Source organism: Roseovarius halophilus (ex Wu et al. 2025), assembly GCF_047086965.1.
On the sequence record NZ_JBKOTX010000050.1, the window covers coordinates 1 to 23,692 of the forward strand.

26 protein-coding genes are annotated in these 23,692 nt (G+C 65.8%); 14 read left to right on the forward strand and 12 right to left on the reverse strand.

What is annotated here, in order from left to right; translation table 11 throughout:
- The first annotated feature begins 99 nt into the window (after window positions 1-99).
- Window positions 100-2,079 carry a bifunctional sulfate adenylyltransferase/adenylylsulfate kinase gene (locus ACH107_RS12135; RefSeq protein ID WP_412506088.1) on the forward strand — a complete coding sequence of 660 codons (1,980 nt, stop codon included), beginning with the start codon at window positions 100-102 and terminating at the stop codon, window positions 2,077-2,079.
- 179 nt (window positions 2,080-2,258) lie between these two features.
- On the opposite strand, the gene ACH107_RS12140 is transcribed toward ACH107_RS12135, so the two are convergent.
- Complete coding sequence (locus tag ACH107_RS12140; RefSeq protein ID WP_310690439.1) at window positions 2,259-3,299, reverse strand: M14 family metallopeptidase; 1,041 nt, start codon at window positions 3,297-3,299, stop codon at window positions 2,259-2,261.
- Window positions 3,300-3,394: 95 nt separating this feature from the next.
- On the opposite strand from ACH107_RS12140, the gene ACH107_RS12145 reads away from it, so the two are divergent.
- The gene (locus tag ACH107_RS12145; protein WP_412506089.1) at window positions 3,395-4,051 is read left to right on the forward strand and encodes a hypothetical protein; all 657 of its coding nucleotides are present in this window, start codon (window positions 3,395-3,397) and stop codon (window positions 4,049-4,051) included.
- A gap of 39 nt (window positions 4,052-4,090) precedes the next feature.
- On the opposite strand, the gene ACH107_RS12150 is transcribed toward ACH107_RS12145, so the two are convergent.
- Together ACH107_RS12150 and ACH107_RS12155 are read right to left on the reverse strand one after the other, a co-directional pair.
- Window positions 4,091-4,315, reverse strand: coding sequence for a DUF1150 family protein (locus tag ACH107_RS12150; protein WP_412506090.1), 225 nt, complete (start codon window positions 4,313-4,315; stop codon window positions 4,091-4,093).
- Window positions 4,316-4,318: 3 nt separating this feature from the next.
- On the reverse strand, window positions 4,319-4,732 hold the full coding sequence (locus ACH107_RS12155) for an Hsp20 family protein (RefSeq protein WP_310690442.1): 414 nt from the start codon (window positions 4,730-4,732) through the stop codon (window positions 4,319-4,321).
- A 180-nt stretch (window positions 4,733-4,912) separates the two neighbouring features.
- Here ACH107_RS12155 and ACH107_RS12160 point away from each other — a divergent pair, with 180 nt between their 5' ends.
- From ACH107_RS12160 to ACH107_RS12170, 3 genes are all read left to right on the forward strand, one after another.
- Window positions 4,913-5,131 (forward strand): YdcH family protein, encoded by a 219-nt coding sequence (locus ACH107_RS12160; protein WP_310690443.1) that lies wholly within the window; start codon window positions 4,913-4,915, stop codon window positions 5,129-5,131.
- A 72-nt stretch (window positions 5,132-5,203) separates the two neighbouring features.
- Window positions 5,204-5,692, forward strand: coding sequence for a 5-(carboxyamino)imidazole ribonucleotide mutase (gene purE, locus ACH107_RS12165; protein WP_310690444.1), 489 nt, complete (start codon window positions 5,204-5,206; stop codon window positions 5,690-5,692).
- Complete coding sequence (locus ACH107_RS12170; protein WP_310690445.1) at window positions 5,685-6,758, forward strand: 5-(carboxyamino)imidazole ribonucleotide synthase; 1,074 nt, start codon at window positions 5,685-5,687, stop codon at window positions 6,756-6,758. The genes purE and ACH107_RS12170 overlap by 8 nt, the downstream gene beginning before the upstream one ends.
- A 41-nt stretch (window positions 6,759-6,799) precedes the next feature.
- On the opposite strand, the gene ACH107_RS12175 is transcribed toward ACH107_RS12170, so the two are convergent.
- On the reverse strand, window positions 6,800-7,549 hold the full coding sequence (locus ACH107_RS12175) for an esterase/lipase family protein (RefSeq protein WP_412506091.1): 750 nt from the start codon (window positions 7,547-7,549) through the stop codon (window positions 6,800-6,802).
- Window positions 7,550-7,628: 79 nt separating this feature from the next.
- On the opposite strand from ACH107_RS12175, the gene ACH107_RS12180 reads away from it, so the two are divergent.
- Window positions 7,629-8,075, forward strand: a complete 447-nt coding sequence (locus ACH107_RS12180; protein WP_412506092.1) for an NUDIX domain-containing protein — start codon at window positions 7,629-7,631, stop codon at window positions 8,073-8,075.
- 207 nt (window positions 8,076-8,282) lie between these two features.
- Here the strand turns inward: ACH107_RS12180 and groL are convergent, their stop codons facing one another.
- Complete coding sequence (gene groL, locus ACH107_RS12185; protein WP_310690448.1) at window positions 8,283-9,932, reverse strand: chaperonin GroEL; 1,650 nt, start codon at window positions 9,930-9,932, stop codon at window positions 8,283-8,285.
- 49 nt (window positions 9,933-9,981) lie between these two features.
- Window positions 9,982-10,269, reverse strand: coding sequence for a co-chaperone GroES (locus ACH107_RS12190; protein WP_310690449.1), 288 nt, complete (start codon window positions 10,267-10,269; stop codon window positions 9,982-9,984).
- A gap of 400 nt (window positions 10,270-10,669) precedes the next feature.
- On the opposite strand from ACH107_RS12190, the gene ACH107_RS12195 reads away from it, so the two are divergent.
- Window positions 10,670-11,923: a glycine cleavage T C-terminal barrel domain-containing protein gene (locus tag ACH107_RS12195; RefSeq protein ID WP_310690450.1), complete on the forward strand. Its 1,254-nt coding sequence runs from the start codon at window positions 10,670-10,672 to the stop codon at window positions 11,921-11,923.
- Window positions 11,924-12,074: 151 nt separating this feature from the next.
- On the opposite strand, the gene ACH107_RS12200 is transcribed toward ACH107_RS12195, so the two are convergent.
- Complete coding sequence (locus ACH107_RS12200; RefSeq protein WP_310690451.1) at window positions 12,075-12,719, reverse strand: DUF2161 domain-containing phosphodiesterase; 645 nt, start codon at window positions 12,717-12,719, stop codon at window positions 12,075-12,077.
- 114 nt (window positions 12,720-12,833) lie between these two features.
- On the opposite strand from ACH107_RS12200, the gene ACH107_RS12205 reads away from it, so the two are divergent.
- Entirely contained in the window at window positions 12,834-13,754 is a 921-nt protein-coding gene (locus ACH107_RS12205; protein ID WP_310690452.1) for a manganese-dependent inorganic pyrophosphatase, read from the forward strand.
- 83 nt (window positions 13,755-13,837) lie between these two features.
- Here ACH107_RS12205 and ACH107_RS12210 read toward each other — a convergent pair whose 3' ends face one another.
- A complete protein-coding gene (locus tag ACH107_RS12210; RefSeq protein ID WP_310690453.1) occupies window positions 13,838-15,091 on the reverse strand; it encodes an aminopeptidase in 1,254 nt (417 codons plus the stop codon).
- A 127-nt stretch (window positions 15,092-15,218) separates the two neighbouring features.
- Between ACH107_RS12210 and ACH107_RS12215 the strand changes: the two genes are divergently transcribed.
- The 5 genes from ACH107_RS12215 (at window position 15,219) to ACH107_RS12235 (ending at window position 19,130) form a co-directional block, all read left to right on the forward strand.
- Window positions 15,219-16,091 carry a TIGR01459 family HAD-type hydrolase gene (locus ACH107_RS12215; protein ID WP_310690454.1) on the forward strand — a complete coding sequence of 291 codons (873 nt, stop codon included), beginning with the start codon at window positions 15,219-15,221 and terminating at the stop codon, window positions 16,089-16,091.
- Window positions 16,092-16,184: 93 nt separating this feature from the next.
- Window positions 16,185-16,628 carry a MaoC family dehydratase gene (locus ACH107_RS12220; protein WP_310690469.1) on the forward strand — a complete coding sequence of 148 codons (444 nt, stop codon included), beginning with the start codon at window positions 16,185-16,187 and terminating at the stop codon, window positions 16,626-16,628.
- A 62-nt stretch (window positions 16,629-16,690) separates the two neighbouring features.
- The gene (locus tag ACH107_RS12225; protein ID WP_310690455.1) at window positions 16,691-17,617 is read left to right on the forward strand and encodes a bifunctional riboflavin kinase/FAD synthetase; all 927 of its coding nucleotides are present in this window, start codon (window positions 16,691-16,693) and stop codon (window positions 17,615-17,617) included.
- Window positions 17,610-18,080, forward strand: a complete 471-nt coding sequence (locus tag ACH107_RS12230) for a YcgN family cysteine cluster protein (protein ID WP_310690456.1) — start codon at window positions 17,610-17,612, stop codon at window positions 18,078-18,080. The genes ACH107_RS12225 and ACH107_RS12230 overlap by 8 nt, the downstream gene beginning before the upstream one ends.
- Window positions 18,081-19,130 (forward strand): threonine aldolase family protein, encoded by a 1,050-nt coding sequence (locus ACH107_RS12235; protein WP_310690457.1) that lies wholly within the window; start codon window positions 18,081-18,083, stop codon window positions 19,128-19,130.
- On the opposite strand, the gene ACH107_RS12240 is transcribed toward ACH107_RS12235, so the two are convergent.
- Window positions 19,127-19,723, reverse strand: coding sequence for a 2-hydroxychromene-2-carboxylate isomerase (locus ACH107_RS12240; RefSeq protein WP_412506093.1), 597 nt, complete (start codon window positions 19,721-19,723; stop codon window positions 19,127-19,129). The two genes, ACH107_RS12235 and ACH107_RS12240, sit on opposite strands and share 4 nt — an antisense overlap.
- A gap of 94 nt (window positions 19,724-19,817) precedes the next feature.
- On the opposite strand from ACH107_RS12240, the gene ACH107_RS12245 reads away from it, so the two are divergent.
- Entirely contained in the window at window positions 19,818-20,834 is a 1,017-nt protein-coding gene (locus tag ACH107_RS12245; protein ID WP_310690459.1) for a ribose-phosphate pyrophosphokinase, read from the forward strand.
- Window positions 20,835-20,915: 81 nt separating this feature from the next.
- On the opposite strand, the gene ACH107_RS12250 is transcribed toward ACH107_RS12245, so the two are convergent.
- Genes ACH107_RS12250 through ACH107_RS12260 form a run of 3 tightly spaced genes read right to left on the reverse strand, consistent with a single transcriptional unit; the run spans window position 20,916 to window position 23,685 of the window.
- On the reverse strand, window positions 20,916-21,356 hold the full coding sequence (locus tag ACH107_RS12250; RefSeq protein ID WP_412506094.1) for a F0F1 ATP synthase subunit epsilon: 441 nt from the start codon (window positions 21,354-21,356) through the stop codon (window positions 20,916-20,918).
- Window positions 21,357-21,365: 9 nt separating this feature from the next.
- The gene (gene atpD / locus ACH107_RS12255; protein ID WP_412506095.1) at window positions 21,366-22,790 is read right to left on the reverse strand and encodes a F0F1 ATP synthase subunit beta; all 1,425 of its coding nucleotides are present in this window, start codon (window positions 22,788-22,790) and stop codon (window positions 21,366-21,368) included.
- 19 nt (window positions 22,791-22,809) lie between these two features.
- Complete coding sequence (locus tag ACH107_RS12260; RefSeq protein WP_310690462.1) at window positions 22,810-23,685, reverse strand: F0F1 ATP synthase subunit gamma; 876 nt, start codon at window positions 23,683-23,685, stop codon at window positions 22,810-22,812.
- Window positions 23,686-23,692: the final 7 nt, after the last annotated feature.

Here is a 23,692-nt window from a genome sequence, read left to right on the forward strand (position 1 = left end):
CGCCACCAGAACAATCACCCGGAGAGGCGGGGGGGGGGGGGGGGGGTGGGGGGGGGGGCGCGCCCCCCCCCCCCCCCCCCCGACGCCTCGCAGCGCGCGATGGCGGAGGCCGTCGGCATGTCGCTGGGCCGGCTCAATGCACAGCTCAAGTCGGCGATCGGCGCCGGGTTCATAAAAACCAACGATCACACCGGCGAGGACCGGCGCAAACGCGTCTCCTACGTGCTCACCCACAAGGGGGCCACGGAACAGGCGCGCCTGACCGATCGCTTTCTCGCCCGCAAATTCGCCGAATACGACGCGCTTCACGCGGAACTCACCGGCACGATCAGCGGTCATTATCCGCCCAAAACCAGGACCACATTGATGCAAAGCAACCTCGCCCCGATCCCCGAACTCTACGTGTCTTACGACAGCGCCCAGAAGCTGAAGGCCGACGCCGCCGATCTGACCAGCTGGGATCTCAGCCCGCGCCAGATCTGCGACCTTGACTTGCTGATGAACGGCGGGTTCAGCCCGCTCAAGGGCTTCCTGTCGCAGGCGGATTACGACAGCGTGGTCGAAGACATGCGGCTGGCCGATGGCACGCTCTGGCCCATGCCGATCACGCTGGACGTCTCCGAGGAGTTCGCCGAGAGCCTCGACCTGGGCCAGGACATCGCCCTGCGCGACCAGGAGGGCGTGATCCTGGGCACCATGACAGTGACCGACCGCTGGACGCCGGACAAGGCGCGCGAGGCTGAAAAGGTCTTCGGCGCCGATGACAGCGCCCACCCGGCGGTGAACTACCTGCATAACACAGCAGGCAAGGTCTACCTGGGCGGCCCCGTCACCGGCATCCAGCAGCCGGTGCATTATGATTTCCGCGGCCGGCGCGACACGCCCAACGAGTTGCGCGCGCTGTTCCGCAAGCTGGGTTGGCGCCGCGTCGTCGCCTTCCAGACCCGCAACCCGCTGCACCGCGCGCACCAGGAACTGACCTTCCGCGCCGCGAAAGAGGCCCAGGCCAACCTGCTGATCCATCCGGTCGTGGGCCTGACCAAGCCCGGCGACGTGGACCATTTCACGCGAGTGCGCTGCTACGAGGCCGTGCTGGACAAGTACCCGCAATCGACGACCACCATGTCGCTGCTCAACCTCGCCATGCGCATGGCCGGCCCGCGCGAGGCAGTCTGGCACGGAATCATCCGGCGCAATCACGGCTGCACCCACATGATCGTGGGCCGCGACCATGCCGGCCCGGGCAAGAACAGCCAGGGCGAGGATTTCTACGGCCCCTATGACGCACAAGAGCTGTTCCGCACCCACCAGGACGAGATCGGCCTCGAAATGGTGGACTTCAAGCACATGGTCTACGTGCAGGAGCGCGCCCAGTACGAGCCCGCCGACGAGATCGCCGACAAGGACGACGTGACCATCCTGAACATCTCGGGCACCGAGCTGCGCCGCCGGCTGGCCGAGGGGCTGGAAATCCCGGACTGGTTCTCCTTTCCCGAAGTCGTGCAAGAGCTGCGCCGCACCCGGCCGCCGCGGTCCCAGCAGGGGTTCACCGTCTTTTTCACCGGCCTGTCAGGCTCGGGCAAATCGACCATCGCCAATGCGCTGATGGTAAAGCTGATGGAGATGGGAGGGCGCCCGGTGACGCTGCTCGACGGGGACATCGTGCGCAAGAACCTGTCGTCCGAGCTGGGCTTTTCCAAGGAGCACCGCGACCTGAACATTCGCCGGATCGGCTATGTCGCCAGCGAGATCACCAAGAACGGCGGCATCGCCATCTGTGCGCCCATCGCGCCCTATGCGGCCACCCGCCGCGCGGTGCGTGAAGAGATCGAGGCCTACGGCGCCTTCCTGGAGATCCATGTGGCAACCTCGCTCGAGGAATGCGAACGCCGCGACCGCAAGGGGCTCTACAAGCTGGCGCGTGAGGGCAAGATCAAGGAATTCACCGGGATCTCGGACCCCTACGACGAGCCCGAGACTCCCGAGCTGCGCGTCGAGACCGAGAATATCGACGTCGACAACTGCGCGCACCAGGTGATCCTCAAGCTGGAAAGCCTCGGGCTGATCGCGGGCAACTGAGCGCGCGCCGGAAAGCAGGAAAAGGCCCCCGCGGGAAAACCGGCGGGGGCCTTTTTCGGCAGCGTCGTCAATCGCCCTGTCACAGGGCCAGAACGCAATGATGACCTGCAACCGGGTGCGGCCGCAATTGGCTGCGCCAGTCGCTTATGCGCACCGGCAGCACCGCGGCGCGTTTCGGCCTAGATTATCTCGTCCTCGTCGAACAGCGGCGAGGCCTCCAGCTGGCTCGACAGTTCCTCGACCGTGTCTGCGGCGCGTTGGTGCGGGGCCTCGGCGATATGGAACAGCGCGTCCCCCTCGTTGACCACGGGCAGCACGGCGCGGCCCACGATGATCCCGGCGCCGGGGGCGAGAACCTCGGTTTCGACCTCGCCGAAGGGATCCGCGACGGCGGCGATCACCTCGCCCTCTTCCACCACATCCCCATCGGCACGAAAGCTGCGCAGCAGCCCACCGGCCGGGGCCCGCACCCATGTGCTGGAATAGGAAAACAGCGGCTTGCGACGGGCCTTGGCGATACCCTTTGCGGGCAGCATGTCCATGGCCCGCAGCACCCGCAGGATGCCCGCCACCCCGGCCCGGGTGGCCATCTCATCAAAGCGCAGCCCTTCGCCGGCCTCGTAAAGAAGCACGTCGATCCCCGCCCGCTTGGCCTCGGCGCGCAACGAGCCGTCGCGCAGCGAGGAGGTCAGCACGACGGGCGCGCCAAAGGCCTCGGCCATGGCGACCATGCGCTCGTTGCCGCGATTGATGCGCACCTGCGGCAGGTTGGTGCGGTGCACCGCGGCCGAGTGCAGGTCGATCCCGAGGTCACACCGTTTGACCACGGTATCCAGGAATATCTCGGCCAGTCGCGAGGCCAGCGAGCCGCGGGCGTAGCCCGGAAAGCTGCGGTTCAGGTCGCGCCGGTCCGGAAGGTAACGCGACCGGTTCTGAAAGCCGAACGAATTGACGATGGGCACGACCATGAGCGTCCCGCGCAGCTTGTCCAGCAGGGGCGATTGCAAAAGGCGGCGGCAGATTTCCACGCCCATCACCTCGTCGCCATGGACGGCGGCGCTGACAAAGACCGTAGGCCCTTTGCGGCGCCCGTGAACGGCATGGACCGAGAGGTTGACCGGTGTGTGATCCGACAGCAGGCTGACCGGAAGCTCCACCGTCTGGCGCGTCCCCGGGGCTATGACATTCCCGTTCAGCTTGAACCCATTGCGTTTCGCCATGCCGCCCCTCTCTCCCGTGGTTCGTCCACAAAAGGCAAATCAACCGGCAAGGCAACCCCTTGCGCCCCGTCCCCCCGGCTGGAAGGCTTGCGCCCATGCTGACCGTGGCGCTGACATCCGTTCCCCCGCGCTTCGCCGGGCTGGGGGCGACGCTGGACAGTCTGCTGGCCCAGCCCGAGGTGGCCCGCGTGGTCGTGACACTGCCGCGCCGCTATGCGCACTTTGCCGGGCCGGTGACGCCGCCGCCGTTGCCCGACGGGGTCACGCTGCACTGGGCCGACACCGATATCGGCCCCGCCACCAAGGTGCTGCCGCTGGCCGCGACGCTGGCACCGGATGTTCCGATCCTGATCTGCGACGACGACTGGGCCTACGGGCCGGGGTGGGCGGCAGGGTTCGCGGCGGCCCATGCCGCCGATCCCGCCGCCGCGCTGGCCGCACAACCCTTCGAGGCGCGCCGGATCGGACGGCCTTCGGGGACCATCGTGCAGGGCTTCGCGGGGGTGCTGGTCACGCCCGCCATGCTGGCGCCCCTGACGCCACCGCCTGAACGGTTCCGTCCCGTCGACGATGTCTGGCTCTCGGCCCTGCTTGCCGCAAATGAACTGCCAGTGCGTGCCCTTCGCGCCCTGCGCGCCCTTGCCCGCCCCACGGGAAACGAAGCCGCACCGCTGCAGGCGCGCGGGGATCGCGCCGCCCTCAACCGGGCCTGCGCGGCACATTGTGCCGATTTTTTCGCGATCTGGGGCTAGGATCGGATTTCCACCGATCCGACCCCCGGCTGCGGTGCCTCAGTGCACCGTAACAGGCGTCATGTCGTTCTGCCGCGCCAACTCGAAGGCCAGCGCGCGGTTGGCGACAAGCGCCAGCTGCTGCCCGTCGCTGTCATGCACGGCATAAACCTGATTCATCCCGTCCGACTGCTCGCGAACCTCGTCGGGCAGGTCGGCGACGGCCACCGGCTTGACGTAGACGACCCGGTCGCCCAGCGCTTCGAAATCGTATTTCGTGTTCATGGCTCAGCTCCTGCGGATGTTGATGGTCTGGACGACACTTTCGGGCGCGGATCGGGTCAGATCCACGTGCAGCAGGCCATTTTCCATCACGGCCTCGCCCACGTCGACCCCGTCGGCCAGCACGAAGGACCGCTGGAATTGCCGCGCCGCGATCCCGCGATGCAGAAAGACACGGCCTTCGCCGTCCTCGGCCTGTTTGCCGCGGATCACCAGCTGGCTGTCCTCCAGCGTGATCGAGAGATCATCCTCGCGGAATCCAGCCACCGCCAGGGTGATCCGGTAGGAGGTCTCGGAGGTCTGTTCGATGTTGTAGGGGGGGTAGCCATCATTGCCGGTTTTCGCGGTGCGTTCCACCAGCCGCTCCAGCTGTTCGAACCCCAGTAGGAAGGGATGCGTCCCCAATGCCAGTTTCGTCATGCGACATGCCCTTTTGTTAAGCGACCGTCCATTGCGAGCCCCTTTGTGGCGACCCGTTGCTGAAAATATGGGGGGGCGCGGAAGCCCATGCAAGACCTCGGGCCACCGGTTTCGCTTTGAAAACGGAGGGGCAGCCCCTATCTTGGGGACACACTGACACCCGAGATGGCGGAATCGACAATGAACAGCTCTGCCCGCATGGAGGAACGCGACGTGTTGCGCGTCGAACTGGAGGTTCTGCGCCAGGAACACCGCGACCTGGACGAGGCCATCAACGCCCTGCAGGATGACGGCAAGGGCGACATGTTCACGATCCGGCGGCTCAAGAAGCAGAAACTCGGCCTCAAGGACCGCATCGCCCAGATCGAGGATCGGCTGTTTCCCGACATCATCGCCTGATCCGGCCCCTGCCGCGTTGCACGGCGGGCTGACATGGCTATAGTGCCGCTTTCCTAGGCAGGGGGCCGTATCATGACCCAAGCACGCGTCGGCATCATCATGGGCAGCCAGTCCGACTGGCCCACCATGCGCGCGGCCGCGGATGTCCTGGACGAGCTGGGGGTAGAGGTCGAAACCCGGATCGTGTCCGCCCATCGCACGCCCGACCGGCTCTGGGACTACGGCAGGACAGCCCTGGACAGGGGCCTGCAGGTGATCATCGCGGGGGCCGGCGGGGCCGCGCATCTGCCGGGCATGATGGCCTCAAAGACCCGTGTGCCGGTGATCGGCGTGCCGGTGCAGACCAGGGCGCTGTCCGGTGTCGACAGCCTTTATTCCATCCTGCAGATGCCGCGCGGCTATCCCGTTGCCACCATGGCCATCGGTTCTGCGGGCGCGACGAACGCGGGCCTGATGGCCGCCGGCATCCTCGGACTGCAGGACCCGGCCCTCGCGCGGCGTCTGGACGACTGGCGCGCCGCCCTTTCCGCCTCGATCCCGGAAGAACCCAGCGATGACTGATCCTCTTCCCATCGGCGCCACCATCGGCATTCTCGGCGGCGGCCAGCTGGGGCGGATGCTCTCGGTTGCCGCGGCGCGACTCGGCTTCAAGACCTGTATCTACGAGCCAGCGGGCGACTGCCCGGCCAGCCATGTCAGCAAATATCATTTCAAGGCCGGCTACGAGGACGAGACCGCCCTGCGCGCCTTTGCCGAGGCGGTGGATGTCATCACCTACGAATTCGAGAACATCCCCACCTCGGCGCTGGACCTGCTTGAGACACGCGCCCCGATCCGGCCCGGGCGCCGGGTGCTCGCCGTCTCGCAGGACCGGCTGACGGAAAAGGCCTTTCTAAGCGAACAGGGCCTGGGCACCGCGCCCTTCGCCGCCGTGGACGACGCGGTCGACCTGGCCGAAGCGATCGCCGAAATCGGCACGCCGGCGATCCTCAAGACCCGGCGTTTCGGCTATGACGGCAAGGGCCAGGCCCGCATCAAGGCCCCTGACGAGGCGGAGGCGGCGCTGGAAACCATGGCCGCCGCCCCCGCGATCCTCGAAGGCCAGGTCGATTTCACGCGCGAGGTTTCGGTGATCGCGGCCCGTGGGCTGGACGGGTCGGTCGCCTGCTTCGATCCTGGCGAGAACACCCACCGCGACGGTATCCTGCATGCGACAACCGTCCCTGCCACCCTGTCGCCGACCCAGCGCAGCGACGCGGTTCTGGTGGCTGCGAAGATCCTCAATACGCTGCATTACGTCGGCGTCATGGGGGTCGAGCTTTTCGTCACCCCGCAGGGTCTGCTGGTCAACGAGATCGCCCCGCGGGTGCACAATTCCGGGCACTGGACGCAGAACGGCTGCCTGATCGACCAGTTCGAGCAACACATCCGCGCCGTAGCGGGCTGGCCACTGGGCGACGGGTCGCGCCATGCCAACGTGATGATGGAGAACCTGATCGGTGAGGACGTGGCGCGCGTGCCCGACCTGGCCGGGACCAGCACGGCGATCCACCTCTACGGCAAGGCCGAGGTCAAGCCGGGCCGCAAGATGGGCCATATCAACAGGATCACCGGACCTGCGAACTGACGGAAATTCCAGAATTTCGGTCCCCGCTGGCTTGGGGCCGATCAGTCCAGCCCGAAGAGCACCGCGCGCAGGGTCAGGTCGCGGTCGAACTGACCGGTCTCCAGAAAGGCCCGGACCTGCGCCATGACCAGCGGGTTGTTCATCATGAAGGTATGCGTCACCGGCAGCACGATATGGTCGTCCATCCCTTCGATGCGCGTCGAGGCGACCGAGACCTTGCCGTCATCCGGCCCGTCGATCACGTTGGAATAGATCGGGTTCAGCGTCCGGTTGCCCGCGATGATGCCCAGTTCGAAATCCGGCAGCGGCAGTGCCTCGGGCACGCCATCGGTGCCCAGTTGCAGACCGGCGGGGCCATTGACCCAGCGGAACGGTTCGAAATCACCGAAGACGTCCACCAATTGCGAGCCATGGTTGGGCGGCCCCAGCATCACGACGCGGCCCAGGGTCTCGGGCCGGTGTTCGGCCAGCCAGGCGCGCACCAGGATGCCGCCCATGGAATGGGTCACGAAATGCACGCGCGCCGGGCCGCACTGCGCGACCTGCCGCGGGAGGGCCGCGGACACCAGTTTGCCGATGCTCGCCCGAGTCGAGGGGTACCCTTCGTTGATGACCCGATAGCCCGCGTCCTCGAGCACGCCCTGCAAGGCCAGAAAGGACGTCTCGCCCCGGGCCAGCCCGTGCAGCAGCACGACACAGTCCGCCGCCCGCGCGGGCAGCACGACACAGTCCGCCGCCCGCGCGGGCAGCGACGACAGCATCAGAAACAGGGTGAGGAAAAGGGAACGCATACCTTTCCATATAAGGTTCCCGCCAAGGTGTAACAGATGCGTCTTGCCCTGACCCGACGGCATCACCAATCTGGCGCGCATGACCCGACCTGTTCGCCTTGCTGTCCGCGGCCTGCTGATGCGGGACGATCGGCTGTTGCTGGTCAACGCCTATGCCGGGCGCGATGATCTCTGGTGCGCTCCGGGCGGCGGTGTCGAGCCGCATCAGAGCCTGCCCGAGAACCTGGCCCGCGAGATATACGAGGAAACCGGCCTGACGGTCTCGGTCGGTGCGCCCTGCCTTGTGAACGAGTTTCACGATCCGACAGGCGATTTTCACCAGGTCGACATCTATTTCCGCTGCACACTGGTCGATGGCGACATTTCCCGGGATTGGCAAGACCCCGAGCGGATCGTCAGCCTGCGCCGCTGGGTCACGCGCGCCGAGATGGCCGGGATGCGCGTGAAACCCGAAAGTCTCGCCGCCGTGGCCTGGGGCGAGGGCATGGCGGCGGCCTATGATCCGCTGGAGCCGATCCTGCGGTAGAGCCCCTGGCGCAGGGGATTTTGCGGGACATCGAGGCGGGACGGATGGCGCCGCCAGTCAGTATCTCTGACAGACCAATGAAAAGGGGCGCCCGGCAGGCGCCCCTTCCTTGATCGGCAGTTTCGAAACAGGGCGCTTGGATAGTCGGCTGCGCCGAGATCCCGCGTCCGCGTTGCGAACGTCGAAACTCCTTGCGGAAACTTCGACTTACATCATGCCGCCCATGCCGCCCATGTCGGGCATGCCGCCGCCACCGGCGCCGCCGCCGTCGTCCTTGGACGGCTTGTCGGCGATCATGGCCTCGGTGGTGATCAGCAGACCAGCGATGGACGAGGCGTCCTGCAGCGCGGTGCGCGCCACCTTGGCCGGGTCGATCACGCCGAACTTGAACATGTCGCCATATTCGTCGGTCTGGGCGTTGTAGCCGAAGGACTTGTCGTCGGACTCGCGGATCTTGCCAGCGACGACCGAACCGTCAACACCGGCATTCTCGGCGATCTGGCGCAGCGGCGTCTCGAGTGCCTTGCGCACGATGTCGATGCCACGGGTCTGGTCGATGTTCTCGCCTTCCAGCCCTTCGAGCGCCTTGGCCCCCTGGACCAGCGACACACCACCGCCGACGACAATGCCTTCCTGGACGGCCGCGCGGGTCGCGTTGAGCGCGTCGTCGACGCGGTCCTTGCGCTCCTTGACCTCGGTCTCGGTCATGCCGCCGACACGGATGACAGCCACACCGCCGGCCAGCTTGGCCACGCGTTCCTGCAGCTTCTCGCGGTCGTAGTCCGAGGTGGTTTCCTCGATCTGGGTGCGGATCTGACTGACGCGGGCCTCGATCTCGGCGGAGTCACCGTTGCCTTCGATGATCGTGGTCTCGTCCTTGGAGATGTCGATCTTCTTGGCCTGGCCCAGCATGTCCATGGTGACATTCTCGAGCTTCATCCCGAGATCCTCGGAGATGACCTGCCCGCCGGTCAGGATCGCGATGTCCTGCAGCATGGCCTTGCGGCGATCGCCGAAGCCCGGTGCCTTGACGGCGGCGATCTTCAGGCCGCCACGCAGCTTGTTGACCACCAGGGTTGCCAGGGCTTCGCCCTCGACATCCTCGGCAATGATCAGCAGCGGCTTCTGGGACTGGATGACCTGCTCGAGCAGGGGAACCATCGGCTGCAGGCTGGAGAGCTTCTTCTCGTGCAGCAGGACCAGGCAGTCTTCCAGTTCGGCGACCATCTTGTCGGAGTTGGTCACGAAGTAGGGCGACAGGTAACCGCGGTCGAACTGCATGCCCTCGACCACGTCGGTCTCGGTCTCGGTGCCCTTGTTTTCCTCGACGGTGATGACGCCGTCGTTGCCGACCTTCTGCATGGCGTCGGCGATCATCTGGCCGATCTCCTTCTCGCCATTCGCCGACACGGTGCCGACCTGGGCGACTTCCTCGGAGTTCTCGACCTTGCGGGCGGCGGCCTTGATGGCCTCGACGACCTTGGTGGTGGCCAGGTCGATGCCGCGCTTGAGGTCCATCGGGTTCATCCCGGCAGCCACGGCCTTGGTGCCTTCCTTGACGATGGACTGGGCCAGCACCGTTGCGGTGGTGGTGCCGTCGCCGGCCTCGTCATTGGTGCGGTTGGCCACTTCCTTGACCATCTGCGCGCCCATGTTCTCGAACTTGTCTTCCAGCTCGATTTCCTTGGCCACGGAAACACCGTCCTTGGTGATGCGGGGCGAACCGAAGGACTTTTCCAGGACCACGTTGCGGCCCTTGGGACCAAGGGTCACCTTCACGGCATCGGCCAGCACGTTCACGCCGCGCAGCATGCCGGTGCGGGCATCGGTATCGAATTTGACGTCTTTTGCGGACATTGTCGCGTTCCTCGTCTTTGTTGCTTGTTGTCGGGGGGTAGGCGGTGCCTCAGGCCATGACGCCGAGGATGTCGCCTTCCTTCATGATGAGCAGCTCTTCACCATCAACGGTGATCTCGGTGCCGGACCACTTTCCGAAGAGGATCTTGTCACCCTCGGAGACGTCCATCTTGATGCGGTCGCCATCGTCATCGCGGGCGCCGGCGCCAACGGCCACGACTTCGCCCTCCTGGGGCTTTTCCTTGGCGCTATCGGGGATGATCAGGCCCCCGGCGGTCGTGTCGTCGCTTTCCACGCGGCGCACGAGCACCCGGTCATGAAGCGGTTTGAAAGCCATATCAGTAGCTCCTCAGCTAGACTTGTTCTCGTTCGTCCCTCTCGGGCGTTATCACTCACTCAGGGCGAGTGCTAACTGCAGGGAGGTAGGCAAGAGCCGGAGCAGTGTCAACGGGGTGCCGCGACAAAAACAGCGCCACGCAGGACGAAAGGACAGTTTGCAGGACGAAAGGACAGTTTGGTGACGAATCCCGGTATCGCGCACGATGGAGGCGCGCGTAACATCGTGCAAACGCCGTGCCACAGGCGGCCGGAGAACCGGTGCCGCGTCGGCTGATTGCCGCCCTGCTGACCTGCCTTGCCCTGCCGCTGGCCGCCCAGTGCCAGGGGCAGGGCCTTCAAAAGATTGGCCGTGGACCCCACGTCATGGGGCAACGCACCGCTAGAAAGGGAGGCCCACCATGGACCCCACATCTCGCCGCACCGTCCCCGTGAACCTGCGCCAGAGCGGCGCGCCCCGCGTCGACATGCTGATCGGCACCCGGGTCCGCAAGTCACCCTTCTGGCACAAATCGGTGGAACATGGCGTGCGCGCCGTCACCGTCTACAATCGTATGTATCATCCCCGCATCTACTTCTCGCAGGACGAGGGCGGGCTGCTGGGCGAATACGACTACCTGACCCGTCACGTGACCCTGTGGAACGTGGCCGTCGAGCGCCAGATCCAGATCAAGGGCCCCGATGCCACCGCCTTCGTGGATTTCCTCGTCACCCGCGCCATGGCCGGCGACAGGGAACTGGCCCCGGGCAAGGCGCGCTACGTGATCCTGTGCAACCGCGACGGCGGCATCGTGAACGACCCGGTCCTGTTGCGGATCGCCGAGGACGAATATTGGCTGTCGATCTCGGATTCCGACGTCGCGCTCTGGGCGCAGGGGGTAAATGTTTCCGGCCGCTTCGACGCCACGGTCCGGGAACTGGACGTGGCCCCGGTGCAGTTGCAGGGCCCCGACAGTGCCGCCGTGCTGCAGGACGCCGGGGTCGATGGCGTGGCGGAGATGAAATTCTTCAACCTGATGGAAACCACGCTTTTCGGCTGCGATGTCGTCATTTCCAAGACCGGGTTCTCGGGCGAAGAGGGCTTCGAGATCTACCTGCGCAACGCCACCCGCGATGCCGACGCGCTCTGGGATGGGCTGGTCGCGGCGGGGGCCCCTTATCATCTGCGGGTGATCGCGCCCAACCACATCAGCCGCATGGAGGCCGGGATCCTGTCCTACGGCCAGGACATGGATCTGGAGACAACGCCCTACGAGGTCGGGCTGGAGTGGCAGGTAAACCTGGACAAGGCCGACTTCATCGGCAAGGCCGCGCTGGAGGAGATCGCCGCGCGCGGCGTCAGCCACAAGCTCACCGGGCTGACCTTCGGCGGCCGCAAGATCGACTGGTACAACGCCGATTTCTGGCCCGTCCTGGACCCGGAGCAGCAAGAGGAGATCGGCTATGTCACCTCTGCGTTCCACTCGCCCGGGATCGGCACGAATATCGCCTATGCCCGCGTGCCGGCGGCCCGCGCGACGCCGGGCCAGTCGCTGCTGGTCAAGACACCCGGCGCGGTCGAGCCGATCCCCGCCCAGACCTGTGCAACACCCTTCACCATGCCAGAACGGGGGATGAACAGACCGGTCGGGATGGGCGGCGCCCCGAAACGGTGATGCCCCGACAGGGGCTGGCGAGCACCGGATGGGCAGGACACGCAGCCTGACAAGGCCGCAATGCCTTCGACGCCGGCGCAACAAGGACAACTGCTCGCGCAGCGGGCGGAGTTCGCGTCAGTCGATATGCGGCCTGGCGCGTCCTGCCTCCTTACGCATCGCCCCAATCTTTCAAACCCTGCCGGCCTTCGGCACTCAATCCGTAGACACCGCGCGTGACCCGCTCGAACCAGCCGTAGTGATTGTCGGCCATGATTCGCGTGGCTTGCGGCACCTCGGCCCCGTCGGCCACGATCGCCCCGCGCGACGGGCCATGGACGGCCAGGAACCTTGCGCAGGCCAGGGCATCCTGCCGGTAGCCGGTGACAAGGCCATGCCGCGTCGCCCCGCCTGCGTTGGGGTCGCCTCGCAGACGCTCGAAATCCCGCAACAGCCGCGCCGCCTTCTGCCTGGACTTGCGCGGGCGAAACGGGCCGGGATCGGCCATGACCTCGACCAAGCCATCCCGGGGCCGCACGAAGATCACCCCCAGCCCCAGCATCCGCGCCATACGGACGTTCTCTTTCGCATTGCGCTTGGGCTTTGGCACGGCGACATAGACAAGATCGCTGACCGCCTGCCGCGCGATGGCCTGATGAAACAGCGCCAGCGAGAAGCCGGTCTTCAACTCGACGATCAGCGGCGCCTCGTCGCCGCGCCGGGCCACGATATCGGCGGCGCCGACCTCGCCCTTGACCGTGTAGCCCTGCGCCTGCAGATACGCCTTGACGGGGGGGTACAGGTCGCTCTCACGCACGCGGCGGCCGCACCCTGTGGCCCCGATGCAAGACCTGACACTCTGCCGCGTGACAGTCCAAACCATCCCCCCTATAAGGCCCGCGAATTCACCTGAACCACGGGCTTATCAATAATGACCACACTCGTTTTCGGCCACAAGGCCCCCGACACCGACTCCACCGGCGCGCCGCTGATCTGGGCTTGGTACCTCTCCGAGGTCAAAGGCGAGGATGCCAAGGCGGTCCTGCTGGGCCAGCCCAATACCGAGGCGGCCTTCGTCCTGTCCCGCTGGGGCTATGACACCCCCGAGATCATCGCGGACGTGGCCGACGACCAGCCCTGCGTCATCGTGGACACCAACAACCCCGCCGAACTGCCCGCCAATATCAACGGCGCCGACGTGCAGGCGATCATCGACCATCACAAGCTGGTCGGCGGGCTGGAAACCAGGGGACCGATCAACATCACGATCAGTCCGCTGGCCTGCTCCGCCACCATCATGCACACCCTGATGGGCCCCGATGCCGACAAGCTGACCGACCCGGTCAAGGGGCTGATGCTGTCGTGCATCCTGTCGGACACGCTGGAATTCCGCAGCCCCACCACCACGGATCAGGACAAGGCGCTGGCCGAAAGCCTCGCCGCCGACCTGGGCCTGGATCTGACCGACTACGCCGCCGAGATGTTCGCGGCCAAGTCCGATGTCTCGGCCTTTTCCGATGCCGAGCTGATCCGCATGGACTCCAAGGAATACGAGGTCTCGGGCACCAAATTCCGCGTCTCGGTCCTTGAAACCACCGCGCCCGAGATGCCGCTGGGGCGCAAGGACAGCCTGATAGCCAGCATGGCGGACGTCGCCGCCGAGGATGGCGTTGACGAGGTGCTGCTCTTCGTCGTCGACATCCTGCGCGAAGAAGCGACGCTGCTGGTGCCCAACGACACCGTCAAGACCGTCGCTGAAAAGAGCTTTGGCGCCACGGTAGAGGGCGACACCGTGGTTCTGCCCGGCGTCATGTCGCGCAAGAAGCAGATCATCCCCAACCTGGCGCTGTAATCCGGGCCGGGTCAGCTACAACACCCCCGCCGGGCGAGGCGCGGCGGGGATTTCCTGGTCCGGGTTGCGCAGCGGGGGCTGAGCTAGACATCCTGCGCCCATGCGCCGTTGCGGAAGACCGGCACGCGGGTGCCGTCGGGCTTGATCCCGTCGATATCGGTCTCCGGCCCGCCGATCATCCAGTCGACGTGGATCAGGCTGCTGTTGCCACCACCCGCCGTGACCTTGGCCGGGTCGCTGGCGATCTCGTCCACGAAGCAGTCGGAATAGCACTGGCCCTGCGCGATGTGGCAGGCGGCGTTCTCGTCATAGAGCGTGTTGAAGAACAGCAGCCCCGATTGCGAGATGGGCGAGCCGTGCGGCACAAGCGCCACCTCGCCCAGCCGCGCCGCGCCTTCGTCGGTGTCGATCAGCTTTTTCCAGCTCGCCTCGCCCTCGCTGGCCGACGCCTCGACGATCCGGCCCGCTTCGAAGCGCACCTCTATATTCTCGATCGGCGTGCCCTGGTAGACCAGCGGTTTCGACGCGCGGGCGACGCCATCGACCCGGTCCTTGTGCGGGGTGGTAAAGACCTCTTCGGTGGGGATATTGGGGTTGCAGGTGATGCCGTTCTTGGCCTGCGAGGCGCCGCCCTTCCATTCATGCCCCTCGGCCAGGCCCACTGTCAGGTCGGTGCCGCCGCCAGTGAAATGCAGCGCGCTGAAGGCCTGGTCGTTCAGCCACTCGGTGCGGGCGCGCAGCTTGGCGTTATGGGCCTGCCATTCGGCCACGGGATCGTCCCGATCCACGCGGGAGGCGGCAAAGATCGCATCGGCCAGTTTCGCCACGGCCTCGTCCTCGGAGAGGTCGGGAAAGACCTGCCGCGCCCAGGCCCTGCCCGGGTAGCTGACGATGTTCCAGTTGATTTCGAAATTGACGATCCTCTCTTTCGCGGGCTTCGAGGCCGCCGAACTGGCCTTGGCCACCCGCGCGGCCCTGTCCGGGTCCTGCCCCTTCAGAAGCAGCGGGTTGTCGGCAGAAATGGCCAGCCGCGCGGCATTGTTCGCAAAGGCCTCGGCCATGCCGTTGTACAGCCAGCCGGGCGCCGAGTCGAAAGCGGCATCGTGGCCATGTTCGAACCGCGCCAACGTCACCTCCTCGTCCGACAGGATCGGCGTCACGTTGGCCGCCCCGGCCCGGTAGGCCGCCGCCGCGATGCGCCGGACCAGCGGCAACGCCTCGACCGGGGCGGTCAGGACAAGCTCCTGGCCGGGCTGCAACCCCAGACCAACCTGCACGGCCACCTCGGCCAGCTTGTCCAGTTTCACTGTGTCGAAAGGCAGGTCTGCGTCACTCATGGGGGCCTCGTGTGCGGGAAATGGAAGCCTGAACATATGCAGTGGATCGGCACAGTCCACCCTGCCCCTTTCCTCCGGTCGGCAAAACGGGCTATCTCGGCGCAAATCCCCTGCCCGAAAGCACCCCATGACCGAGATCATCCAGACATTCGCCGACATCTCCGACAATTACGACGTGGCGTTCGTCGATCTCTGGGGCTGCATGCACGATGGCGTGCAGGCCTTTCCAGAGGCGGTGGCCGCCATGCAGGGGTTCCGCGCGCGCGGCGGCAAGGTGGTCCTTGTGACCAACGCTCCGCGGGCCCGTGGCCCCGTCGAACACCAGATCAGAGGCCTGGGCATCCCCGAAGACGCCTGGGACAGCATCGCCACCAGTGGCGACAGCGCCCGCGCGGCGATGTTCAGCGGCGCCGTGGGCCGCAAGGTCTGGTTCATGGGCGAAGAGCACGACTGGTCCTTCTTCGAGCCACTGCAGATCATCGAAGACCCGGTCGAGATCGAGGTGGTCGAGCTGGACGAGGCCGAGGGGATCGTCTGCTGCGGGCCGTTCGATCCGCATGCGGACCCGGCGGTCAACCGGCCGCAGTTCCTCTATGCCAAGCAGAAGGGCCTGAAACTGCTCTGCGCCAATCCCGACATGGTGGTGGACCGCGGCGGTGCGCGGGAATGGTGCGCCGGTGCGCTGGCCGCGCTATATACCGAGATGAGCGGCGAGAGCCTTTACTTCGGCAAGCCGCATCCGCCCATCTACGATCTGGCCCGGCGCCGCCACGCGGCCCTGCCGGGGGCCATCGACGCGCCCCGCATCATTGCCATCGGCGACGGGATTCGCACCGATATCCTGGGCGCCCAGCAAGAGGATATCGACAGCCTCTTCATCACCGGCGGGCTGGCCGCGAAAGAGACCAAGACCGGCGACGCCCCGGACCCCGAGGCCCTGAAGGCCTATGCGGAACGGGAGATGGTGCAGCCGACCCATGCGATCGGCTTCTTGCGATAAGGAAAATTCTCCCTTGAATTTTCTGCGTTTGCGAAGTAACAAAATTTCACACCACGACAAGTGGGGGATGTTTTGTTGCCCGAGGAACGCGAAATGCTCGACAACCTGCCGCGCGGAACGATCTGCATCGAGGATATCGAGATCGGCATGGTCCGGTCGCTGTCCAAGACCATCACCGACCAGGACATCGAGATGTTCGCGGCCGTCTCGACCGACCACAACCCGGTACACCTCGACGATGCCTATGCCCGCGACACGATCTTCGAGGGGCGCATCGCCCACGGGATGCTGACCGCTGGCCTTGTCTCGGCGGTGATCGGGGAACAGCTGCCCGGGCACGGCACGGTCTACCTTGGCCAGACGATGAAATTTCTCGGCCCCGTCCGCCCCGGAGATCGCGTGACCGCCGAGGTCGAGGTGACCGAGATCGAACCGGGAAAGCGCCGGGTCACCCTGGACACCCGATGCCTTGTCGCGGGCAAGAAGGTCGTGACCGGCGAGGCCAAGGTCCTGGCCCCGTCGGCCAAGTTCGACTGACGTCGTTACCAAGGGCAAAGCGCCGCCTTGCCTCTGCCGTCGCACCGCGCTACCCGTCGCCCATGCGCATCACCCGCGACATAGATTTCGTTCCGCCCGAGGACAAAGGCGCCTCGGTGGCGATCGGCAATTTCGACGGGGTCCACCTGGGCCACCAGGCGGTGATCGACCTTGCGCGTCGCGAGGACGCACCGCTGGGCGTGCTCACCTTCGAGCCGCACCCCCGCGAGGTGCTACGCCCCGAAACCCCGCCCTTTCGGCTGATGAATGCCGAGACCCGCGCACACCGGCTGGAAAAGATCGGGGTGGACCATCTGTACGAACTGCCCTTCACCGCGGCCATTTCCGAGCTGACCGACCGCGGCTTTGCCGAACAGATCCTGCGCGACAGTCTCGGGGTGGCCCATGTGGTGGTGGGCGAGGACTTCTGCTTCGGCAAGGGCCGGACGGGGAATGCCGCGGGCCTTCAGCGCTACGGTGCCGAAATGGGATTCGGCGTCACCATCGCCCCGATGCTGCGCACCGCCTCGGGGGCGGCCTCCTCCACCGCGATCCGCACCGCCCTAGGCGATGGCAAGCCGCGTGTGGCGGCCGAGATGCTGGGCCATTGGCACCGCATCGACGGCCCGGTGATCCAGGGCGACCAGCGCGGCCGCGACCTGGGCTATCCCACCGCCAACATGTCCATAGACGGGCTGCACCCGCCGAAATTCGGCGTCTACGCCGTGCTGGTCGAGGTTCTGGATGGCCCCCACATGGGGCGCTATCAGGGCGCCGCCTCGATCGGGGTGAAGCCGACCTTCGGCGTCAACCGGGCCAATTGCGAGACATTCCTGTTCGATTTCGCAGGCGACCTCTACGGCGCGCATCTGAGTGTCGCACTGGTGGATTTCCTGCGCGGCGAAGACTCCTTCGACGGGGTCGAGGCCCTGATTGCCCAGATGGACGCCGACTGCGCCCGCGCCAGGGACATCCTTGCCCATGTCTGATCCGATCAAGCGCGACGGGCTGCGGCGCGAATTCTGGTCGCGCGTGCCGATGCACAAGATGACCGGTGCCGAATGGGAGGCGCTTTGCGACGGCTGCGGCAAGTGCTGCCTGAACAAGCTGGAGGACGCCGACACCGGCGAGGTCGCCCTGACCCGCGTCGCCTGCCGCCTGCTGGACGACAGCACCTGCCGCTGCACCCAGTATGACATCCGCCACCAGTTCGTCCCCGATTGCATCCGCCTCACGCCGGAGACCATCAAGCAGCACATGTACTGGCTGCCCCGGACCTGCGCCTATCGACTGGTCTACGAGGGGCGCGACCTGTTTCACTGGCATCCGCTGATCTCGGGCGATCCGCAGACGGTCCACGATTCCGGCGTCTCGGTGCAGGATCTGACGGTCAGCGAATTCGAAACCCCCGACGAAGACTGGGAAGACCACATCATCGAGGAGCCGCTTTAGATGTTCTTTGCCTCAGACAACGGCGGCCCCGCCCACCCTTCGGTGATCGAGGCCCTGTCGCGCGCCAACGACGGCCATACCAGCGCCTATGGCGTGGAACCGGGCATGGAACGCGTGCGTGACCGCCTGCGCGAGATTTTCGAGGCGCCGCAGGCCGCCGTCTATCTTGTCGCCACGGGCACGGCGGCCAATGCGCTGGCGCTGGCCACGATGTCGCGCCCCTGGGAGACGGTGTTCTGCACCGCGATGGCCCATATCAACGAGGACGAGTGCAACGCGCCCGAATTCTATTCCGGCGGTGCCAAGCTGACCCTTGTGGGCGACAAGAACGCCAAGATGGACCCGAACGCCCTGCACGCGGCGATTGCCGCCGAAGAAAGCCGCGGCGTCCATGGGCCCCAGCGCGGGCCGGTTTCGATCACCAACGCAACCGAAAAGGGCACCGTCTACACACCGGCAGAGATTGCCGCGCTGACAGGTGTGGCCCGCGAATTCGGGCTTCAGACCCATCTCGACGGGGCGCGCTTTGCCAATGCGCTGGTTTCTCTGGACTGCACCCCGGCGGAAATGACCTGGAAGGCGGGCGTCGATGCGGTCAGTTTCGGCGGCACCAAGAACGGGCTGATGGGGGCCGAGGCGGTGATCCTGTTCGATCCCGAGACCGCCTGGGAGTTCGAGTTGCGCCGCAAGCGCGGGGCGCATCTCTTTTCCAAGCATCGCTACCTGTCAGCCCAGATGGAGGCCTATCTCGCCGACGACCTCTGGCTCGAGATGGCGCGCCGCGCGAATGCGACCTGCGCGCATCTCGCCGAAGGCATGCGACAGCAAGACAGCGTTGAATTCCTGCACGAACCGGCCGCGAACATCATATTCGCACGCTTTCCGCGCCGCCTGCACAAGCGGCTGCTGGAGGCCGGGGCCTATTACTACATCTGGGACGGCGACCCGGACGCGGGCGACCCGGAGGAACCGCTGACCGGGCGCCTCGTCTGCGACTGGTCCATCGGCACCGAAGGCGCGGATGCCTTCCTGTCGGCCATGCGGGGCTAGAGCTTGCCCGCCAGGTGCAGGTCAAGGTCGTCCAGCCGGTCCTGGCCCCAGAACAGCTCGTCCCCGACGGCATAGAAGGGCGAACCGAAAACGCCCCGCGCGACGGCCTCTTCAAGGTTGGCAGCATAGGTCTCGGCCCCGCTCAGAAGCCCGCTGTCAGCCAGCCCCGGATCGAAACCCGCCTGCGCCAACGCCGCGCGGATCACGCCATCATCGGCCACGTCCTTTTCCTCGGCCCAGCAGGCGCGCAGGATCGCATGGACCAGTCCGCCCAGATCGCCGCCTCCGGCACTCTGCGCGGCGATGATCGCATAGGACGACGGCGCCGGGTTGGCCGGGAAATGCGCGGGCTTGAGGGTGATCGGCAGTCCGGCCTTCACGGCCGACCGGCGCATGTCCTGCAAGCGGTAATCCTGCCGGTTAGGGTGGCGCTCGCCCGGGGGCGTGCCGCCGGTGCGCGCGAACAGCGCCATGATGTCGAGCGGCTTGTAGGCCACCGTCGCGCCATGCCGCGCGGCAATCTCTTCCACCCGGGTGCCCGCCAGGTAGGTGAAGGGCGAGATCGTCGTGAAATAGTAATCAATCTGCGGCATTTGCCCCGCGCCTTCCCATGGTTTCTTTGCCCGAGGGTAGACCCATGCTAAGCGGTGTCAACGTCACGAATCTGTCACCTCGGGGTCCTGCCACATGCCGAATATCGTCGAGCCCAAGCTTATCTCGGGCAATGCCAACATGCCGCTTGCCCAGTCCGTCGCCCGACGGATGTCCATGCATCGCGGGATCAACGTCGGGCTGGTCGATGCCCGGGTCGAACGGTTCAACGACGGCGAGATCTTCGTCGAGGTCTTCGAGAACGTCCGCGGCGAGGACATGTTCGTCATCCAGCCCACCTCGAACCCCGCCAACGACAACCTGATGGAACTGCTGATCATCTGCGACGCCCTGCGCCGATCCTCGGCAAGCCGCATCACGGCGGTGATCCCGTATTTCGGCTATGCCCGCCAGGATCGCCGCACCAAGGCCCGCACGCCGATTTCGGCCAAGCTGGTCGCGAACATGCTGGTCGAGGCCGGGGTGGAACGCATCCTGACCATGGACCTGCACGCGGCCCAGATCCAGGGTTTCTTCGATATCCCTGTCGACAACCTCTATGCCAGCCCGATCTTCGCCCTGGACATCCAGCACAATTTCAAGGGCGCCGAGGATGTCATGGTGGTCAGCCCCGACGTGGGCGGCGTGGCCCGCGCGCGCGAATTGGCCCAGAGGATTAATGCGCCGCTGGCCATCGTCGACAAGCGCCGCGAGAAACCCGGCGAAATCGCCGAGATGACCGTCATCGGCGACGTGCGCGGCAAGAAATGCATCATCGTGGATGACATCTGCGATACCGCAGGAACCCTGTGCAAGGCCGCCGAAGTGCTGACGGAACATGGTGCCACCGAGGTGCATTCCTATATCACCCATGGCGTCCTCTCGGGCCCGGCCGTCGAGCGGATCACCAATTCGGTGATGAAGTCGCTGGTCATCACCGACAGCATCCAGGCCACCAAGTCAGTGATGGATTGCCCCAATATCCGCACCGTGCCCACCGCGCCGATGTTCGCCCAGGCGATCCTGAACATCTGGAACGGGACCAGCGTGTCCTCGCTTTTCGATCACGAAACGCTGACGCCGATCTACGAAGGCATGTACACGATGCTCTGATCCCGGGCGTCGAACCACGTCGGCCTTTCGTCCGCGCCGCGTCGACGCGGCGCGAGTCGGCCAGTTAAACCGGATTGCGGCCTAGAGGTCTGGGCGTTTGGGGCTCAACCCGATATGATCGCCGATGGCCACCATGTCGGAAAGCAGCTTGGCCGCGTCATCGACCGGCCCCGGCTCGTTCTGGAAGGCTTCCCGGGCTTGGTCGTAGGCCCTTTGCGCCTCGTCGACGAGGCGCTCGTAGACCTCTTGGGTCATCTCGCCGCGCGGCAGGGCCTTCTCGGCCAGCACCGTGATTCCGTCGGAGTTGATCTCGGCAAAGCCGCCCGAGACGACGTAATCGTCCGACCCGCCGCGGTGGGTGACCGTCAGCAGCCCCGGCCGCAGCGTGGTGATGGTCGGGGCATGATCGGCCATGGCCGTCATGTCCCCGTCCGCGCCGGGAATGCGCACCTCGGTCGCCTCGAGCTGCGCAAGGCGCCGCTCGGGGCTGACGAGGTCGAAGTGAAGCGCGTCGTTTGCCATGAGGGCTCCTTATGCCGCGTCTGCGGCCAGTTTCTCGGCCTTGGCGACCACGTCCTCGATGCCGCCAACCATGTAGAAGGCGCCTTCGGGCAGGTGGTCGTATTCACCCGACACCACCGCCTTGAACGACTCGATGGTGTCCTCGAGCGAGACCTGGATGCCGTCGGAGCCGGTGAAGACCTTGGCGACGTCGAAGGGCTGGCTGAGGAAACGCTCGATCTTGCGGGCGCGGGCCACGGTCAGCTTGTCGTCCTCGCTCAGCTCGTCCATGCCGAGGATCGCGATGATATCCTGCAGCGCCTTGTAGCGCTGGAGGATGCCCTGCACCTCGCGGGCGACCTCGTAGTGTTCTTCGCCGACGATCTGCGGGTCCATGAGGCGCGAGTTGGAGTCGAGCGGGTCAACCGCCGGATAGATGCCTTTTTCCGAGATCGCACGGTTGAGAACCGTGGTCGCGTCGAGGTGGGCGAAGGTCGTGGCCGGCGCGGGGTCGGTCAGGTCGTCCGCGGGCACATAGACGGCCTGGATCGAGGTGATCGACCCAGACTTCGTCGAGGTGATGCGTTCCTGCATCTGGCCCATGTCGGTGGCTAGTGTCGGCTGATAGCCCACAGCCGAGGGAATGCGGCCCAGAAGCGCCGAAACCTCGGACCCGGCCTGTGTGAAACGGAAGATGTTGTCGACGAAGAACAGCACGTCGGTGCCGGACTGGTCGCGGAACTGCTCGGCCAGGGTCAGGCCGGTCAGGGCGACGCGGGCCCGGGCCCCCGGCGGTTCGTTCATCTGGCCGTAGACCAGGGCCACCTGGCTTTCGGGCAGATTGTCGGGCTTGATGACGTTGGATTCGATCATCTCGTGATAAAGGTCGTTGCCCTCGCGGGTCCGCTCGCCGACGCCGGCGAAGACCGAATACCCCGAGTGGACCTTGGCGATGTTGTTGATCAGCTCCATGATGAGAACCGTCTTGCCAACACCTGCGCCGCCGAACAGGCCGATCTTGCCCCCCTTGGCGTAGGGTGCCAGCAGGTCGATGACCTTGATGCCCGTCACCAGGATCTCGGACTCGGTGGACTGTTCCTGGAATTCCGGGGCCTGCGCGTGGATCGGGCGCATCTCGGTTGTGTCGACCGGGTCGCCCTCGTCCACGGGTTCGCCTATGACGTTGAGAATGCGGCCCAGGGTGGCGTCGCCCACCGGCACCGAGATCGGCGCGTCGGCGTCGGTGACCTCTTGCCCGCGGACCAGGCCCTCGGTGGCGTCCATCGCGATGGTGCGCACGGTGCTCTCACCGAGGTGCTGGGCCACTTCGAGAACCAGCTTCTTTCCGTGGTTGTCCGTGGTCAGCGCGTTCAGGATCGCCGGGAGGTGATCGTCGAACTGCACGTCCACGACAGCGCCAATCACCTGGGTGATCTTGCCTTTTGCGTTTGCCATTGTCGTTTCTCCGGTTCTCTTAGAGCGCCTCGGCGCCCGAAATGATTTCAATCAGCTCGTTGGTGATGACGGCCTGGCGCGAGCGGTTGTACTGGATCGTGAGATTGTCGATCATCTCGCCAGCATTGCGGGTCGCGTTGTCCATCGCGCTCATCCGGGCGCCCTGTTCCGACGCGCCGTTTTCCAGCAGGGCCGCGAAGATCGCCGTGGCGACACCACGCGGCAGCAGGTCGGCCAGGATCTCTTCCTCGCCGGGCTCGTAATCGTAGAGCGTGCCGCCCGCGGCCTCGGTGCCCTCGGGCACCTCGAAGGGGATCACCTGATGCGCCTGCGGGTTCTGGGTGACGACATTCACGAACTCCGAATAGAAGATCGTCGCCACGTCGAAATCCCCGTTGTCGAAACGGCTCAGAACATCGCGCGCGATTTCCTGGGCGTTCTCGTAGGCAACGTGCTTGACCTCGGTCAGGTCGACGTGGCCGACGAAATGGTCGCCCCAGTCACGCCGCAGCGCGTCGCGGCCCTTCTTGCCAACGGTCAGGATTTTGACGGTCTTGCCCTGGTCGCTGAGCTGCCGCGCCCTGGTGCGGGCCAGTTTTGCGATATTGGCGTTGAAGCCGCCACAAAGGCCGCGCTCGGCGGTCATGACCACCAGCAGGTGGGTCTGGTCGCTGCCGGTCCCGCGCAACAGCACCGGCGCGCTGTCGCTGTCGCCCACGCTTGCCGCAAGGCCGGCCATGACCGCGTTGAAGCGGTCAGCGTAGGGCCGCGCCGCTTCGGCCGCATCTTGTGCCCGCCGCAGTTTCGCGGCGGCCACCATCTGCATGGCCTTGGTGATCTTGCGGGTCGACTTGACCGACTCGATCCTGTTTTTCAGGTCCTTGAGACTTGGCATAAGCCTG